Raw genomic sequence first — 17,110 nt, forward strand, 5'->3', positions numbered from 1 at the left:
TACTTAAGAGATTGCAAGGCTTTCAGCGAATTTTATAAAGAAAATGGGCAGGTATCAGTGTTGATTACACCTTGGCAAAAATGCATAAAAATAGATAATAAATATTTACGTAATAAACATATTGACAAAATAAACAGAATACATTATGATAATCATATCAAATCAAAGGAAACGTTTCCAATGCAAAGAAATTGATTTCTGGTTTTGGTAATAACATGAATGGAGGAACTAAATTGAAAGTAAAGCGGGGGTTCCATGAATTTGGAAAAGAGATACATAGGAATTGGATTATGTTCCTTATGCTTTTACCGGCAATTGTATATTTTATTATTTTCTCTTACATTACAATGCCGGGAGCTTATGTTGCTTTCGTAAATTATAATCCGAATAAAGGAATTTTTGGAAGTGATTTTGTCGGCCTAAAGAATTTTGAGTTTTTAATTCGAAATGGAGACCTTTGGAGAATTACGAAAAATACATTGTTATATAATTTGGTGTTTTTAATATTAAGCCATTCTTTCCAAATTGTATTAGCAATCATGTTATCTGAAATTATTAATAAATACTATAAAAAAGTATCACAGTCGATAATTTTACTTCCGCACTTTATCTCATATGTAGTAGTTGGAGTTTTTGCATATAACTTTTTTAATTTTGATAATGGATTTATCAATTCTGTCTTGGTTAATATGGGCATGGAAAGATTCCCCTTCTATACAAATCCAGGAATATGGAAGTACATAATAGTTTTCTTTTATTTATGGAAGTCTACCGGATACGGAATGATTGTTTATCTTGCAGCTATTACAGGGATCAGTAACGAAATATATGAAGCAGCTTATATTGATGGGGCAAGCCGTTTGCAAAGAATTTTTAATATAACAATTCCCCTTTTAAAACAAACCTTTATTTTACTGGTGTTATTTGGACTGGGCGGAATTTTAAGAGGTTCCTTTGATCTGTTTTACAACCTGATAGGTACCAATTCACTCCTTTATTACCAGACAGATATTATTGATACTTATGTTTACCGAAGTTTAATTGGATCCTTTAATTTCTCATCGAGTGCAGCGGTAGGACTTTATCAGTCAGTGTTTGGGTTGATCCTGGTTCTAACGATTAATATGATAGTCCGTAAAATAGAGCCGGAAAGTGCTTTGTTCTAATATAAGGAGGCAGAAGATGAAGAAAAGCAATCATCACAAAATGACCATTAAATTAAGTAAAAGTAATCGCATCTTAAATATTATATGCTATACGGTAATCGGAATCTTTACCATAACATGCCTGTTTCCATTTGTGTTAATGATTACCTCTTCCTTTATGACGGAAAGAGAAATTATTGCCGAGGGGTACAAGCTGATTCCGAAAGAGCTTACTTTTTCAGCTTATAAATACTTATTGGATAATCCCACTAAGCTGATTAATGCCTATAAAGTGACAATTATCACGACGGTTGCCGGAACCGTACTTGGACTGATTGCTATGTCAATGGCGGGATATGTACTGAATCGAAAGGATTTTAAATATCGTAATTTCTTTTCCTTTTTCATCTACTTCACAACCTTGTTTAGCGGCGGTTTGGTGCCATCTTATATCTTAACGGTAAGATATTTACATTTAAAAGATAGTCTGTGGGCAATGATTTTACCTGGTTTGATTAGTGCCTGGTCCATATTTTTGATGCGGAATTTTATGAAATCCATACCGGATGAATTATATGAATCAGCTATGATGGACGGAGCCGGTGCTTTCAAGATATATTGGAAAGTTTTTATGCCGCTGGCCATTCCTTCTTTAGCTACGATAGGATTATTCCTGAGTTTAGGATACTGGAATCAATGGTATAGTGCCAGTTTATATATTGATACCCCTTCTAAGTATCCACTGCAATTTTACTTACAGAAAATGATCAATCTGGCTAATGTTGAGGCTTTAACAAGTCAAGGACACTTTATTAATACAGAAACTCTGCCAACCCAGTCCGTGAAGATGGCAACGGCTGTATTAACCACCGGACCAATTATTTTTCTGTATCCATTTGTTCAAAAGTATTTTGTGAGCGGGCTTACCATGGGGTCCGTAAAAGGGTAATTAAATAAATCAGGGAATTATAGGCTTTACTTTTTAATAGAAGACCTATAAAATAAAAGGAGGAAAAGTTATGAAATTAAGGAAAATTGTGTCAAGTATTTTATGCTTCATTATGGTCTGCATGCTATTAGCCGGATGCGGCAAAGAGGCGAATACGAATCAGACAGGAAATCAGACGGATAATCCAAAAAATGAGTCTGAGAACGAGTCTGGCAAAGAGTCAGAGAAGGAAATTGACTTATCAGAGCATGTAACTCTAGTGTTGTATCTTTATGGTTCGGCGGGAGTGGCCAATGAGGATATCCTGGCAGAAATCAATCAAAAACTGACAGAAGATATCAATACATCCATCGAAATTAAGTATATCGACTGGGGTGATATCGGCACCAAATATCCGCTTATCTGGGCATCCAACGAAAGCTTTGATATGGCGTATGCTTCCATTAACACAGCAGTACCTTATTACACATTAGCGAAGCAGGGTTCTTTATATGATATTACTGAAATCATAGATAAGTATGCTCCGGTATTAAAGGAAAGAGTTCCGGAGACAAGCTGGGCTGCAACCACATCCGAAGGAAAAATCTATGGTGTACCTACTCTGGGTTCGGGATTTAACTGTACCGGATTTGTGTATAACAAAGAAAATTGTAAAAAATGGGGTATTAGTGAGGTTACTGATTTAGAATCCATGATTGCTTACTGTGATGCTTCGGTTGCAAACGGAATATATCCTTTCAATGGCAATGCTGATATCGCTAAGGATTTTTATAAAATGCTAATCGATACTACCGGTAATTGGGTTCCTGCTCCCGGTATTTCTACGGAAGAATTGCATTTAGTTACCCGTGATTTTAATAACTTTAAGGATATCGTTCATCCGGCATTTACCGATGAGTTTGCACAGTTTGTAAGGATGATGGATGAATGGGATAGTAAAGGCTATTGGCCTAAGGACATATTATCTTCTTCTACCGGTGATAAGGAAATGTATAAGAATGGTCAATCTTCTTCCTACATCACACATATGGGAGACTGGACAGGTAATTTCACTAATGTTCACGGGAATTTACCGGATCAGGATATTGATGCTTGGTATTTTGCAGAGGATAATAATAAAGTGATGAAAAGCTCCGCTGCACAGGACATCACTGTTGTAAATGTTAAATCAAAATATCCTGAAAGATGTGTTATGGCTATCGAAAAATTCCTTACTGACAGAACCTACTATAATTTATGGCAATATGGTATAGAAGGCCGTCAGTATGAAGTCGTGGACGGCTATCTTGAAAAACCTGCAACTTATGATGAAAGTGTAGATGCGGGTGGATTTGCAGGATGGGCATTTAGCAATACCGAATTTAAGATTCCTCTGAAAACAGAGCATCCCAGCCGTTATGTAAAACTGGAGGAATGGAGTAAAATATATATCAGCGATCCATTCACGGGCTTTAGTTTTGACCCCACCAATGTTAGTGCAGAGCTTTCCGCAATTTCTAACGTAAACTCAACCCTTGGTATCCAGCTTATGTTAGGTAAGACTGAAAATGTAGAAACTGCAATTGAGGAATATAGAAATCAGTTAAAACGTGCAGGTATTGATAAGGTTATCGAGGAATTAAATAATCAATTATCAACCTTTACACCAGTTATAAAATAGGAATAAAGAATCGCTGTTGCAAAACAATAAATGATATTCTGTTATCTGATATAGCTGAATTCTATATCTGAAGATCCTCTGAAAGAGAGTTTTTTCGGTAAAATTCAGCTATATGAAATTAATCCGGAATGACATTTTTTGCAACAGCCTCTTTTCAATATGATATGATTAAAGCGTCAAAAGGTGCTGCGCACATTTCCGGATACAATATATTGATATGCAAGCCTGCTTGCAATAGCAATATATTGTATTCGGAAAGCACCGAAGGTGCTTTTGACGCTTTAATCATGACATTTATTAAATACGGGAGGTCCATGATGGCAAATATCAATATTAAGGATATAGCAAGATTATCGGGTGTAGGTATAGCAACAGTTTCCCGCGTGATAAATCAAACGGGATCTGTCAGTGAGAAAACAAGAAAAAAAGTAATGGATGTGATTAATGAATATAATTACATTCCCAATAACAGCGCCCGAAATCTTAAATTAACGCAATCCGATAATATTGCATTGATTGTCAAGTACACATCCAATCCGTTTTTTATTAAAATGATGGATGTGATAGAGACAGAGATGTCATCCAGAGGATATCCGCTTCTGATTCAGAATGTGGATGATAGTTCTGATGAGCTGGATATTGCAATCAGTGAATCTATGCATAGTAATTTATGCGGAGTAATTATCATGGGAGGTTCCTTCTCGTCTTATACGGAGGCAAAGTTTAAGCAGCTTGGGATTCCGTGTGTTCTCCTTACAATAAGTTCCGAAGGAAAAGTTGATCCTTCCCTCTATTCCAGTGTAATTATCGATGATGAAAAGGAAGCTTACAAAGCTACAAAATACTTAATTGAAATGGGGCATAAGAATATCGGATTTTTGTACAAAGATGCAGGGAATTTGATTACGCCCAATATACTGCGCTATCAGGGATATAAAAAAGCCTTAGAGGAAGGAGGAATACCGGTGGATGATAATTTAGTCTCTACCGGGGTTCCCGTAAGTGGTACGGGTTTTCGCGCAGGCTTTCTTGCTATGAAGCAATTAATGCAAAAAAATCCAGCCATGACCGCTGTTTTTTCTTTTTCGGATGTATTAGCAATTGGAGCAGCTAAGGCCGCATTGGCAAGCGGAAAGAAAATACCGGAGGATATCTCTATTGTAGGATTTGATGGAATAGAAATAATGGAGTTTTATAATCCGGCATTGGATACCGTTTACCAGCCCGCAACAGAAATGGCTCTATCCGCTGTATCGTTGCTCCATGGAATGATGAATGGTGAAAGGTCACAGCACATGGTGTATAATTCAGTCATTATGAAACGGGGCTCTGTAAGAAAGATACAGGAGATATAGCTTTATTTGCTGATACATTATTAATATTGAAGGAAAGAAAACGGCTATAATACATCTGCCATAATAATTGGCTGATAATAGCTAAGATAACAAAATCAGCACAATATCTTACGTAAAAATAACATAAAATGCTTATATGTATTTCAGAAGGGAACAGCAATGGATCAACAGAAGTTAAAGGATTTAGTTGGGGAAATGAGTCTCAAGGAGAAAGTAAATCAGCTTTTGCAGGTGACCAGTGGATTTTTCATCGATGAAGCTGTACTTACCGGTCCGATCAGGGAAAATGGTATCACGGAGGAAAGCGTTGCACAGGCAGGTTCTGTAATAGGTTTGTTAGGCGCAAAAAAATATAAAGAGATTCAGGATAATTATATAAAAAATCATCCTCATAAAATTCCGTTACTCATAATGCTGGATATTATCAATGGATTTCGAACGATATTTCCGATACCATTAGCGCAGGGAGCTACCTTTGAGCCGGAGCTGGCAAAAAGATGTGCTGCGGCAGCAGCGAAGGAAGCGGCTGTCTCAGGTGTACACGTTACCTTTTCACCAATGGCTGATTTGGTCAGGGATGCCAGGTGGGGAAGAGTTATGGAAGCCACCGGTGAGGATACAAAGCTTAATAGCGATTTTGCAGCTGCAATGGTAGAAGGGTACCAAGGAGACACTGTAGGTGAAAAATACAAGATAGCTGCCTGCGTAAAGCATTTTGCCGCATACGGAGCCCCAACCGGGGGACGGGAGTACAATACAGTTGAACTTTCTGAAAACACTCTCAGGGCTTATTATCTCCCGGCTTACGAAGCTGGAATTAAAGCGGGAGCTAAGATGGTGATGACGGCATTTAATACGGTGAATTCAATTCCCTCAACCGGAAATCGCCGGCTCATGAGAGAGATCCTTCGAGAGGAATTGGGATTTAAGGGAGTGTTAATATCCGATTGGGGAGCGATTGAAGAATTACAATACCATGGATATGCAAAGGATAGAAAAGAAGCTGCAGCCCTTGCGATGAATGCCGGTGTAGATATCGACATGATGACGGGAATCTATAGCAAACACCTGATTGCTCTCATGGAGGAGGGTATCGTAAAAGAAGATTTGCTAGATGAGGCAGTTCTTCGTATACTTAACTTAAAAAATGAACTAGGTTTGTTTGAAAACCCTTATAAGGATGCAGACGAAATAAAAGAAAAAGAAATCATCTTATGTAAAGAGCATAGACAGATTTCTTTAGAAGCGGCTCAAAAGTCCTTCGTTTTACTAAAAAATGAGGATGGAATTCTTCCAATTAAAAAGAAAGAAAAAGTAGCATTCATCGGTCCCTTTGTGAGGGAAAAGGAAATATACGGTGTCTGGTCCATGCTTGGAAGGCCCGAGGACACGGTGTCCATTGCGGATGCTGCATTAAACTATAGAATGAATTATGAGATTACCTTAACGAAAGGCTGTGATTATTTAGGAGAGGACGAAAGTTATCTGATACCGGGGTATCAGGGGACGGAAAGCACACAGCAGGAACAGGAAGGAATGCTGATAGAAGCCGTGGAAGCAGCAAAGAATGCGGATAAGGTGATTTTAACATTGGGAGAACATCGCCGTATGTCAGGTGAGGCTTCCAGCCGGGGAGATTTAAGGATACCCAGGGTGCAGATGAAATTGCTGCGGGAAGTATATGAGGCGAATCCTAATATTGCAGTAGTTCTGTTCAGCGGCAGACCCTTGGATTTAAGAGAAGTATCCGAAAAATCCAAAGCCATATTAAATGTTTGGATGCCCGGAACAGAGGGAGGCAATGCAATCTTAAATACTCTGATGGGAAGGGTAAGTCCCAGCGGAAAGTTGCCCATGAGCTTTCCGTATTGCGTGGGACAGGTGCCGGTTCATTACAATGAGTTTTATACCGGAAGACCTTATGATCCGAAATCCGGAGAAACACAGTATAAATCAAATTACAGAGATATTCCGAATACACCTCTGTATCCTTTTGGTTATGGACTTAGTTATGGTAGATTTCAATATTCTGACCTTTCGTTAAGTAAGGATCTTATGCATAAAGGAGAGACTTTGGAAGCATACGCCGCTATTACAAACGAAGGGGAGTACCAGGCAACTGAAACAGTTCAGCTTTATATCAGAGATTGCGTAGGCAGTGTGGTTCGGCCCAGAAAAGAACTGAAAGGTTATCAAAAGGTAGATTTACAACCTGGCGAAAGGAAAAAGGTTAGTTTTAAAATTACGGAAGATATGTTGCAATTCTATCAGGCAGATCTGACCTTTACCAGTGAAAAGGGTGAATTCCATGTGTTTATTGGTACAGATAGCAGTACGGAGGAATTCGTATCATTTGAATTAGCCTAGGAATATATTCGGTTAACAAAAAGATGTTGGGGCGGGCTTGCTCTTTGGTTACATCAGCTCGAAGTATTCCATCTTCGCAGGGGTTTGACGCTGAGCACCATTTGTTTTGGATATTTAGTTGAAACGGACGACCCGGCCATGGGTCGTCCGCTTGACTGTTATCAGCAAGAAGCTGTTATATATCAAGTTATATCAGATCATTTCATAATACTGACATTCTGCCTGGCTCGAATAGCATATTCATGAGCAGCAGAGTTCTCTTTGCAATAGACGGTAATGGCATAGGCATTGTCAGACGCTTCCCATAAAAAGATATTGCTGCCGATTTCAGTAACACTCTCCGGTATGGTGATTTTCTTCAGATTCAGGCATTCGTTAAAGGCCTGATCGCCGATGTACTGTACGCCCTCCTCCATAACCACTTCCCCTACGCTGCTGAATGCAAATGCGTGGTAAGCGATACTCTTAACATTCCCGGGAATAACCACCTTGGAAATAGTCTGCGCTCCCCGGAAGGCATCCGGAGCAATGCTTGTAACATTGCCGGGAAGTGTGACAACAGAAGCGTTTCCCTTATAGTAGATGAAAGTTCCGTTCGTCAGTATGACAAAATCGCCTGCATAATCATTAAGCCATTGTGTGTCGAGGAATACATTTCCTCCAATTGCTTTGAGGCTGTCACCAATCTCGATCTTACTCAGTTTGCTGCAGCCATAAAAAGCGGCAGCTTCAATGGTATGAATATTTTTAAGATCGGGAATGCGTTCTAAGCTGCCGCATCTGTAAAATGCATTTTCTCCAATGACTGTTAGACCATTGCCCAGAGTGAGCTCTTCCAATGAACCGCAGCCCATAAATGCATTAGCGCCAATCCTTGTTACATTGAGCCCGCCCCGTACGGTCTTTAAGTCCGGACAATTGGAAAATGCGCCATCCGGTATCACTTCTATCGAATCAGACAGGATCACTTCCGCCGCTTTGCTGTCATGGAAGGAACCGTCTGCCATACTTTTTACTGTCTCAGGTATGGTTACGATCCCGCCTTTTCCCGTATAAGCGATAAGAATGCCGTTTGGTGTAAGGATAAAATCCTCCGGGTTTTCACTATGGAATTTGGTGCCTGACACCGTATCGTATCCGACGGAGGTAAGGGTGCTGGGGAAAAGGACCTCAGCTAAATTACTGCATTCATAAAAGGCATAGGATTTGATCGCGGTGGTTCCCTCCGGAATCGTAATCCCTTTCAAGCCGACACATTCGTGAAAGGCACTGTCCCCAATGGTTAGAAGGGTTTCAGGCAGCGTGACACTTAATAATTGCCTGCATCCGCCGAAAGCGGAGGCTCCGATGTTCGTAACACCCTTTGGAATATCAATGCTCTTTAGTGAACTGCAATTAAGGAAGGTGTTCTCATAAATTTTCTTTATTTTACCCGGCAATTGTATGGCCGTTAATTTGCTGCAATTTTGAAATGCGCCGGTTTTAATTTCGGCCGCTTCACTGGGGATGGAGATGCCCGTCAGGCTTTTGCAATTGATGAAAGCCTCCTGCCCGATGGTCTGCAGCAGGCTTCCCGATTCAAATAACACCTTAGTCAGGGCTTTGCAATTTCGAAAGGCATAATCATCGATTTTCGTTATCTTTGCCGGAATGGTTATACCGGATAGCTTGATGCAGTCCTGGAAGGTATTCGCCGCTATCTCTGTCAGCCGGCCGGATAATTTCATCTTGGTGATATTACTGCATCCGCTGAAAGCCCCGGCGTCGATCCGTGTTACATTCTCCGGTATCACAACATTCTCAAATTTTGTGTTCTTGTAAAATGCCTGATATCCGATACGCTTTACTGATTTTGGAATACTGGGCTTTTTGGCGGTACCCTTATAATGAATCAAGATTCCGTCACCGACCACGACATAGGCCGTTTTGTAGTTTTTCAGCCACGGGGTTCCGGAAAAAGCCTCAGCGCCGATTTCCTTCACTGATTTCGGTATTGTTACGGCGGATAATTTACTGCAGCCTCGAAAGGCGGCGGAGCCGATTTCCTTTATACCATCCGGTATAGAAAGAGAGGTAATCAGAGTATTATTGGAAAATACGACTTCATTGATCTTCTTTACAGTGCCTGGAATGACAATCTTCTTTGCCGCGCCGTTATATCGGATGAGCACGCCGTCACCCACCACCAGAAAACCAGCCTTTTGCTGCTTCAGCCATTGTGTCCCTTCAAAGGAAAACACATCAACCGTATGTACGGTAGCGGGGATCGTAATTGTCTTTAAATTAGTACATCCATAAAACGCAAGACTTTCAATGACACTCACGGAATTCGGTATCGTTACCTTGGTTATGGTTTTGTTGCCTTCAAAGGCGGAGGCTCCGATTGTTTTAACGGTATCCGGAATCGTCACCGTATTCGATGTGCCGTTGTATTTGATCAGAACATTATTTTCTATTACAAATTCATTTTCTTTTGCCTCTGCCCTATATATCGTCCGGGGTAACAATGTGATTAAGGATACGACTATTAATATGCTAAGAATTATTTTTTTCATTTAACAATACCCCCTTTCTGTATGATTGACTTTAATTACCTTATGAAGAATATAACACCATTTACCATATTAGTCAATTTTATGAAAGGGCAGTATCCTATAGATATTGATTCACAAAATCATAGCAGCCGCCATACCATTCATGGCCTCCCTCAAAAGGCTGTGAATAATCCGTTTCTGAAAGCCATGGTCAATATGGAGGCGGGAGACAATGTTGTTTATTTGTAGATAAATATGAATTATAATGGGAGATATATTATATAAGGGAGAGTCTGAATGCAAAGCAAACTGCTTATCGTTGATGATGATAAAGAATTATTAAAGATGCTGAAGTACTATTTTGAAGTAAAGGGTTATTTGATTTATACCGCTTCCGATGGAAAGGAAGCCTTGGAGAAGATGGATATCACGCCGGATTTGATCCTGCTTGATATTAATATGCCTCATATTAACGGGATAGAGCTATGTAAGCGGATTAGAAACAAGGTGGCCTGTCCCATCCTGTTTTTAACCGCAAAGGTAGAGGAGCAGGACATAATCAACGGCCTGTTATCAGGCGGTGATGATTATATCACGAAGCCCTTCCGTTTAAAGGAGCTGGAAGCCAGGATTGCGGCACATATCGCAAGAGAAGGACGAAACAGGGAGAAGTCCCGGATAAAATTCATAGATAACCTGAGCATAGACTTTGTCGGGAGAACGGTGCATTATTGTGATAATGAAATTAATCTGACAAAAATGGAGTATGAAATAGTTGATTTCCTTGCCAGCCATGCAGGGCAGGTCTTTGATAAAGAGAGCATCTATGAAAAGCTATGGGGATATGACGGAGAGGGAGACAGCAGAATTGTAACGGAGCTTATTCGCAGAGTCAGGAAGAAATTCTCCCAATATACCCAACAGGAATTTATTGAAACAGTATGGGGGTGCGGTTACAAATGGAGCGTATAAAGCAATTATCATTAAAGAAAACCTTAATGATATACTTGGTGATTGCCTTGATTACAGGTTTCTTTTCGTCAGCCGTTATCATTTCCATAGCTCAGCAAATCCAGTATAACACATGGTTTCACTATTTGGATCAAGAGGAGTATATTGATTTATCAACCAGGAACATGGGGCAGTATGGGATCCGTATCGAGATATCCCGGCCCGGCGCCTACGATATGACGAAAGCGGATCATAATATTACAGAGGTCTGTGACTTTATTATTACATGGACACCGCTTATCCTGTCAACCCTATGCTCCGGGCTGGCCGTGGTGATATTTTATAGGCACAAGCTAAAGACGCCCATAAGAATATTGGAGGACAGTTCTTTGGAGATAGCAAAGAACAATCTGGATTTCCATATTCAATATGGCCATAACGATGAAATGGGAAGATTATGCTCTTCCTTTGAACAAATGAGAGACCAGCTGCAGATTAATAATAAATATTTGTGGAAAACCATTGAAGAACAGAAGAATCTAAAGGCCGCAATTGCACATGATCTGCGGTCTCCCCTGGCAATTCTAAGAGGTTATCATGAAATGCTGATCGAGCTTGTGCCCCAGGATAAGATTGATAAGGAGAGGCTGAATGAGATTATCTTATCCTGTGATAAGCAGACCGAACGTCTTTTATTATTTATAGACAAGATGAAGCAGCTGTCCAGTCTTGAAGACAGAAAGGCGGATTACGCAACGGTCGATACTCAGGAGCTGATGAAGCAATTAGAGGAAGCGGCGGGTATTCTTGCCGCTTCCAGGCGTATTGAGATTGAAATAGGAATGGAGGAAGGGGTTCCTTCCTCATTTCAGGCAGATATGGCAATGATTTGCGAGGTGTATGAGAATCTGATTTCCAATGCGGTACGGTATGCGGATGAGAAGATAAGGATAACGGTGAACTTCATAAACTCCATGCTGCAGGTGGAGGTATGCGATGATGGTATGGGGTTTAACGCGGACAGCATGGAATTGGTTACTAATGCATATTATCATGAGAATTCCGGGGATGATGCAAACCATTTTGGATTGGGATTGTATATCAGTAAGCTTCTTTGTGAAAAGCACGGGGGAAAGCTATTCATTAAAAATGCCGCGAATAGGGGAGCAAGTGTCAAAGCGGAGTTTTTAATTCGTTGAGAGCTTACAGCCTGGGAGCTGTTGCGAAACTAATTAATAATAAGTTGGGCAGCAGCTCTTTTTTGTTGTCTTTTTATTGATATCTGTCTGTTAGTCTTATGGTATCCGTTGCCGGCAACGGATAGAAAGCGAGGTGCAGAAGGATTGAAGGTTATCATTTGGATGGAATTAAAAAGGTATCTACGAAATCCCATTTTTTACATCGGGGCAATTATAGTGGTATTAGGCGTATATAGCAGTACGTCTCCTTATCTGGGGATTCATTATTTTAATGATGAAGGTGAGATACATACACTGGAGGAGTATTCGGAAATTGCGGATTCGGATATAATGGACGGTTATATACCTGCTACAAAGGAAGAGCAATATAAGATGGGGATGGAAAAGATTGGCCAGGTCATGATGGAAGAGTTTGATTTTAGTCAATCGCAGAAAAATGAGCTGATAAACAAGCTGACAGAGAAGAATATGTCTTTGATGGAAATAGCGGAGTATATGGAGGCCAATTACTCATTTCTAAGTGCAAATGTATATTTTTATGAATTTAAGATGAGACAGGCGAGTATGGAAGAAGCGAACGATTATATAAAGACATCTTTTAGCAGGCATAAGTACAGCAACTATTTTTCACGAACCTATGCGGATTACTTTGGCGTTTATATTATTTTCTATGCCATTTTTATGTTTGCTTTTTTATTTATCCGGGATTCAAAACGGGATATTTATGAATTACTGCATACGAAGCCCTTGAAGGCGAGGGAGTATATCATCGGTAAGATCATCGGCGGTATGTCGGCTCTGGGCATTGTGGTGGCCGCTATAACCCTGCTGTTTGATGTGGTGGTAATGCTCCATGGAAGGGCAGCCGGGTTTCCGGTATCCTTCTGGGATTTATGGCTTGCCGTAATCTTATATATTATTCCTAATCTGCTCATGGTTGCAAGTGTCTATACCGCTATAGCGGTGCTTTTTAAAAGCCCGTTACCGGCCTTGCCCGCATTGATCCTATATATGATTTATTCTAACATGGGAAGCCGGATGGAGGATGGGAGCTTCGGATATAAGATTCGAAAGCTGGCTATTCTGGTCCGTTTTCCGGGGGCATTTTTTGAAACATCCACTCCTCCGCAGGCAGTATTGAATCAGATTATCCTTGTGTTGTGTTCCGTTTTCATTATTCTTTTGAGTATTACAGTATGGAGGAGGAGACGAGTTTATTGAGATACTCTATAAAAATAGCATTAACAAGAATAAAGGTGTGTTACTCGGTTTCCTTCCTGATCATATTGGCATTGATCAGGGGGATATCCTTCCCCGATGAAATTGGGGCGGCAATGGATGCAAATGTTGCTTTACTGGCGATTGTATTCTGCGCGGATGCATATTATCAGGAAATACACGAGAACCGGTGGGAGGTCTTTGATCTTTTACCGGTAAAGAACCGGTTTCATACAATCTGCCAGCGGCTCTTGCTTCAGGTGGTCTATCTGGGGATATTAACCGGTCTGGATTACTGGGTCTTTTATGTACATTTTATAAAGTATAAAAGTGAAGCTAATCTGCTGGTATTATATTTAACCGCAGTTCTAGCCTGTACTGCCAGTATTTTCTTTTTTGGAACCTTATCCTTCACTTTCGTCAATCTGTTTAAGAATTTATGGGGAGGGATCGGAGGCGCCTTTCTGATCTGGACTATATTAAACTCTACCGTCGGAAAGAGAATACCGGACTACATTAATGTATTTGCATATGGCAATAACCAGAACAATGAAATATGCACAGATTGGATTATTGGCAAGCTGGTTGCTGTTATTACCGCAATACTGTTAATTTACTTTAATAAAAACTGCTTGTTTGGAAAGGAAAGGGCTGAGGTGGGAATATGTCAATTGAGATAAAGGATTTATCCGTTCGGTTTCGGAATGGGACAGTTGCAATTAATCAGATCAATATGAATATTAATAAAGGAATCTATGGATTACTGGGTGAAAACGGTGCGGGCAAGACAACCCTTATGCGGGTATTAACTACGATTCTAAAGCCTACCGGGGGTCAGGCAACCCTGAGCGGGATTGAATTAAAGGAAGAAAACTACGAAAAGCTGCAACGGCTTATCGGTTATCTGCCGCAGGAGTTAGGACTTTATCCGAATCTATCGGTGAGAGAGACGCTGGAATACATGGGAGGATTAGCGGGGATAACAAAAGCACAGGGAAAGGAGCGGATCGATTATTATTTAGAGAAAACAAGCCTGGCGGAACATCAGAGGAAGAAGAACCGGCAATTGTCCGGCGGAATGAAGCGGCGCGTGGGATTGATCCAGGCTCTGCTGCATAACCCGGAAATCCTTATCGTGGATGAACCGACAACCGGACTTGACCCGGAAGAAAGGGTGCGCATAAGAAATCTGTTAGTTGACTTTTCGAGGGACCGGATCGTATTATTTTCAACCCATGTAATAGAGGATCTGGCGGCCACCTGTAATACGCTGGGGGTGCTAAAAAAGGGAGAGCTTAAATACAATGGAGGGAAAGACGCACTGCTTCATCAAGTAAGGGATTGTGTATGGATCTGCAGACTGAAAAATGAAGAAGAATATAGCTTGCTTCAAAGTAAATACATCATATCTTCTAAGAATTATAAAGAGGACGGCATAGAGGCGAGAATCATCACGGACAGACAGCCGGATACTCCGGGAATAAAAGCGGATGTGACCTTAGAGGATGCATATATCTATATCATGAATAGCGATAAACTGTAAGAAGTGCCCCTGTTGCCTCAGAAATGAGGGCAGGGGCATTCAATTTCTGCCGTACGCTAAAATAGTCCGGTTAATACACCGGCCCTTTTAAAAAATACTCCAGAATCAGATTTGCGGAAGAAAGAACAGGTGCCTCATAGGTAATGGAAGAAGAGATGATGTTGATTTGCTTTACCATGCGGGCGATAATCTGCTGATCCACCCGTTTTTTCACCAGATCAATGAGGAAGGAGCTGCGGTAGGTGAGGTCTCCTGCGAAAATAATGGCTTCCACATCCAGGATGTTCATGATATTGGTGATGATGATGGACAGATAGAAAGCTTCCTTTTCAACGACCTGAATCGCCTGGGCATCAGCGGAAAGAGCCTGATCAACAATCGTGTTCCAGTCTGTAAAAGCGGGATTGATCTGTCTGGCATACCGAAGAATATTGGGGATGGAGGCATAGAGCTCCGCGCATCCTATATTCCCGCACTGGCAGGGCTCACCGTGAAAATCAATGGACATATGGCCGAAATCATTGCCAAATCCGGAAGCTCCTTTATAAAGCTGACCATTTAAGATGACTCCGCTGCCAATACCGGAATCCACATTCAGCTCCACATAGTTCTTAAATTGATTATGGATGCTATAGAATTTCTCCAGGAGCGCCAGAGCATTTGAGTTATTTTCCAATAAGATGGTGCAATCAAATTTATCGCGAAAATAATCGGTAACGTGAGTAAAAGACCATTGATCAAAATTAGGGGGATTTAATATGATTCCATTGGAGGAATCTAACGGTCCGGGGGAGGTGATACCGATGCCCAGGAGTTCTCCGGGCAAATGGCTTTCTTCTATCAGTTTTCTGATGGTGTTTTCTATGTTGAGAAGGGTCTCCTGAGGAGTTCCGTCCATCTGCAGTTTAGAAACAGACAGGATTTCCCCGCAAAAATTTACGATGCCCACGCTACAGCCATTGCGGGCAAGATTTACTCCAATCATATAAAAACGGTCCGGATTTAATTTTAAAACGAAAGATTTGCGTCCGACCTTGCCGAGTATGGGAGCCCCCTCCATAATATATTGCTGGCTGATTAATTCATCAACAATAATACTGATAGCGGATCGGGTCAGCCCGGTCTTCCTGGACAGGTCGGCTCTGGAACAGGGAGTTACTAAAAGCTGCAATATCTTTTTCTGATTCCGGATCTTCATTTCCGAAGCATTTAACGCATTTTTAGACATATGGCCACCTCGTTTTATACAGCGATGCATCTTTCATATTATACTGAATAGTTTGGAAAGTCAATCGAAGCCAGGAATTTGTCAAATGAATTGACAAATTCCTGGCTTTATGGTACAAAAGGATTAAGGAAACGGTGTCAGGCACCGATGGGAGGAGAGGATGGCGTGAAGCTTAAAATAATGAAAAAAGGCTTTAATTATTCCCAGGACGGGCCGGGAAACCGGCTGGTGTACCATCTTCAGGGATGCAATATGAGATGCCGATGGTGCGCCAACCCGGAGAGCATTGCAAGGGACGGAGTTCTGATGATTGAGAAAGAGAAATTACTGGAGGCGGTCTGTCCATATGGTGCCATCGGAGGGGGTAAGCTGAACAGGGAGATCTGCGAAGCTTGCCATAACCGGCCCTGCTTACATGAGAATAAAAATGAAGGCATCCGTCTCAGCTGCTTTGAAATGAGTGAGGATGAAATCATAGAGGAAGATCCATGCTGACAGGAAATAAGATCGGAAAATCCTATGAAGAGCTGGCGGGGTCCAGGGATCCCAGGGAAGAGCTGTCCAATATCAGAGAGGCATTCTATAAACATGCAGAATACTTCGTGGATCGAATGACAGAGCATGCCAATGGCGCGTCTGCTGCGGTTTCTTATCTGCCGGTCCCTTATCTGTCCTGCTTCATGGGAGGAATGGAAAGCGGAATCGATACGAGGGATAACCAGGAGCAGGGAACAAAATACAATGGCAGCGGCTGTTTGATTCATGGGCTGAGTGTGATAGCGGATTCCCTGGTCGCCATCGATACCTTATTAAAAGAGCGTCCTCAGGATTGTGAACGACTGCTTGCCGCGTTGAAAAATGATTTTAATGAGGATGAGGAATTAAGGCAATACCTGCTGAGGTGTGACAAGTTTGCTATAGCAGTCTGGTAGGAGCCCTGCCCAGCGGGCGAAAAGCAAAG

General features: G+C 41.2%; 14 protein-coding genes. 12 read left to right on the forward strand and 2 right to left on the reverse strand.

What is annotated here, in order from left to right; genetic code table 11:
• Positions 1-233: 233 nt before the first annotated feature.
• From HNQ56_RS17600 to bglX, 5 genes are all read left to right on the forward strand, one after another.
• Positions 234-1,166 carry an ABC transporter permease gene (locus HNQ56_RS17600; protein ID WP_429148921.1) on the forward strand — a complete coding sequence of 311 codons (933 nt, stop codon included), beginning with the start codon at positions 234-236 and terminating at the stop codon, positions 1,164-1,166.
• A gap of 16 nt (positions 1,167-1,182) precedes the next feature.
• On the forward strand, positions 1,183-2,094 hold the full coding sequence (locus HNQ56_RS17605; RefSeq protein ID WP_429148923.1) for a carbohydrate ABC transporter permease: 912 nt from the start codon (positions 1,183-1,185) through the stop codon (positions 2,092-2,094).
• A 70-nt stretch (positions 2,095-2,164) separates the two neighbouring features.
• Entirely contained in the window at positions 2,165-3,754 is a 1,590-nt protein-coding gene (locus HNQ56_RS17610; RefSeq protein ID WP_429148925.1) for a DUF3502 domain-containing protein, read from the forward strand.
• Between the two features lie 317 nt (positions 3,755-4,071).
• Positions 4,072-5,109, forward strand: coding sequence for a LacI family DNA-binding transcriptional regulator (locus HNQ56_RS17615; protein ID WP_429148926.1), 1,038 nt, complete (start codon positions 4,072-4,074; stop codon positions 5,107-5,109).
• 159 nt (positions 5,110-5,268) lie between these two features.
• Positions 5,269-7,476 (forward strand): beta-glucosidase BglX, encoded by a 2,208-nt coding sequence (gene bglX, locus HNQ56_RS17620; RefSeq protein WP_429148927.1) that lies wholly within the window; start codon positions 5,269-5,271, stop codon positions 7,474-7,476.
• A 197-nt stretch (positions 7,477-7,673) separates the two neighbouring features.
• Here the strand turns inward: bglX and HNQ56_RS17625 are convergent, their stop codons facing one another.
• Entirely contained in the window at positions 7,674-10,031 is a 2,358-nt protein-coding gene (locus HNQ56_RS17625; protein WP_429148929.1) for a leucine-rich repeat domain-containing protein, read from the reverse strand.
• A 276-nt stretch (positions 10,032-10,307) separates the two neighbouring features.
• Here HNQ56_RS17625 and HNQ56_RS17630 point away from each other — a divergent pair, with 276 nt between their 5' ends.
• The 5 genes from HNQ56_RS17630 to HNQ56_RS17650 all read left to right on the forward strand — a co-directional run bounded on the left by HNQ56_RS17630 (position 10,308) and on the right by HNQ56_RS17650 (position 14,921).
• Positions 10,308-10,982 (forward strand): response regulator transcription factor, encoded by a 675-nt coding sequence (locus tag HNQ56_RS17630; protein ID WP_429148930.1) that lies wholly within the window; start codon positions 10,308-10,310, stop codon positions 10,980-10,982.
• Between the two features lie 125 nt (positions 10,983-11,107).
• Positions 11,108-12,160, forward strand: a complete 1,053-nt coding sequence (locus HNQ56_RS17635) for a HAMP domain-containing sensor histidine kinase (RefSeq protein WP_429148932.1) — start codon at positions 11,108-11,110, stop codon at positions 12,158-12,160.
• Positions 12,161-12,322: 162 nt separating this feature from the next.
• Positions 12,323-13,381 (forward strand): ABC transporter permease, encoded by a 1,059-nt coding sequence (locus HNQ56_RS17640; RefSeq protein ID WP_429148934.1) that lies wholly within the window; start codon positions 12,323-12,325, stop codon positions 13,379-13,381.
• Positions 13,378-14,058, forward strand: coding sequence for a hypothetical protein (locus tag HNQ56_RS17645; protein WP_429148935.1), 681 nt, complete (start codon positions 13,378-13,380; stop codon positions 14,056-14,058). Before HNQ56_RS17640 ends, HNQ56_RS17645 begins: the two co-directional genes overlap by 4 nt.
• Complete coding sequence (locus HNQ56_RS17650; RefSeq protein WP_429148937.1) at positions 14,043-14,921, forward strand: ATP-binding cassette domain-containing protein; 879 nt, start codon at positions 14,043-14,045, stop codon at positions 14,919-14,921. The genes HNQ56_RS17645 and HNQ56_RS17650 overlap by 16 nt, the downstream gene beginning before the upstream one ends.
• 70 nt (positions 14,922-14,991) lie before the next feature.
• Here HNQ56_RS17650 and HNQ56_RS17655 read toward each other — a convergent pair whose 3' ends face one another.
• Positions 14,992-16,149: an ROK family protein gene (locus HNQ56_RS17655; RefSeq protein WP_429148939.1), complete on the reverse strand. Its 1,158-nt coding sequence runs from the start codon at positions 16,147-16,149 to the stop codon at positions 14,992-14,994.
• 165 nt (positions 16,150-16,314) lie between these two features.
• On the opposite strand from HNQ56_RS17655, the gene HNQ56_RS17660 reads away from it, so the two are divergent.
• Both HNQ56_RS17660 and HNQ56_RS17665 read left to right on the forward strand, forming a co-directional pair.
• A complete protein-coding gene (locus HNQ56_RS17660; protein ID WP_429148941.1) occupies positions 16,315-16,644 on the forward strand; it encodes a 4Fe-4S cluster-binding domain-containing protein in 330 nt (109 codons plus the stop codon).
• Positions 16,638-17,081 carry a pyruvate formate lyase family protein gene (locus HNQ56_RS17665; protein ID WP_429148943.1) on the forward strand — a complete coding sequence of 148 codons (444 nt, stop codon included), beginning with the start codon at positions 16,638-16,640 and terminating at the stop codon, positions 17,079-17,081. Before HNQ56_RS17660 ends, HNQ56_RS17665 begins: the two co-directional genes overlap by 7 nt.
• The last annotated feature ends 29 nt before the right edge of the window (positions 17,082-17,110 follow it).

The organism is Anaerotaenia torta (assembly GCF_050433395.1).
Classification (GTDB): Bacteria; Bacillota; Clostridia; order Lachnospirales; family Lachnospiraceae; genus Mobilitalea; species Mobilitalea torta.

Coding starts and splice junctions, on each gene's coding strand:
- HNQ56_RS17605 (WP_429148923.1), top strand. CDS start 1,183: ATGAAGAAAAGCAATCATCACAAAATGACCATTAAATTAAGTAAAAGT.
- HNQ56_RS17610 (WP_429148925.1), top strand. CDS start 2,165: ATGAAATTAAGGAAAATTGTGTCAAGTATTTTATGCTTCATTATGGTC.
- HNQ56_RS17615 (WP_429148926.1), top strand. CDS start 4,072: ATGGCAAATATCAATATTAAGGATATAGCAAGATTATCGGGTGTAGGT.
- bglX (WP_429148927.1), top strand. CDS start 5,269: ATGGATCAACAGAAGTTAAAGGATTTAGTTGGGGAAATGAGTCTCAAG.
- HNQ56_RS17625 (WP_429148929.1), bottom strand. CDS start 10,031: ATGAAAAAAATAATTCTTAGCATATTAATAGTCGTATCCTTAATCACA.
- HNQ56_RS17630 (WP_429148930.1), top strand. CDS start 10,308: ATGCAAAGCAAACTGCTTATCGTTGATGATGATAAAGAATTATTAAAG.
- HNQ56_RS17640 (WP_429148934.1), top strand. CDS start 12,323: ATGGAATTAAAAAGGTATCTACGAAATCCCATTTTTTACATCGGGGCA.
- HNQ56_RS17650 (WP_429148937.1), top strand. CDS start 14,043: ATGTCAATTGAGATAAAGGATTTATCCGTTCGGTTTCGGAATGGGACA.
- HNQ56_RS17655 (WP_429148939.1), bottom strand. CDS start 16,149: ATGTCTAAAAATGCGTTAAATGCTTCGGAAATGAAGATCCGGAATCAG.
- HNQ56_RS17665 (WP_429148943.1), top strand. CDS start 16,638: ATGCTGACAGGAAATAAGATCGGAAAATCCTATGAAGAGCTGGCGGGG.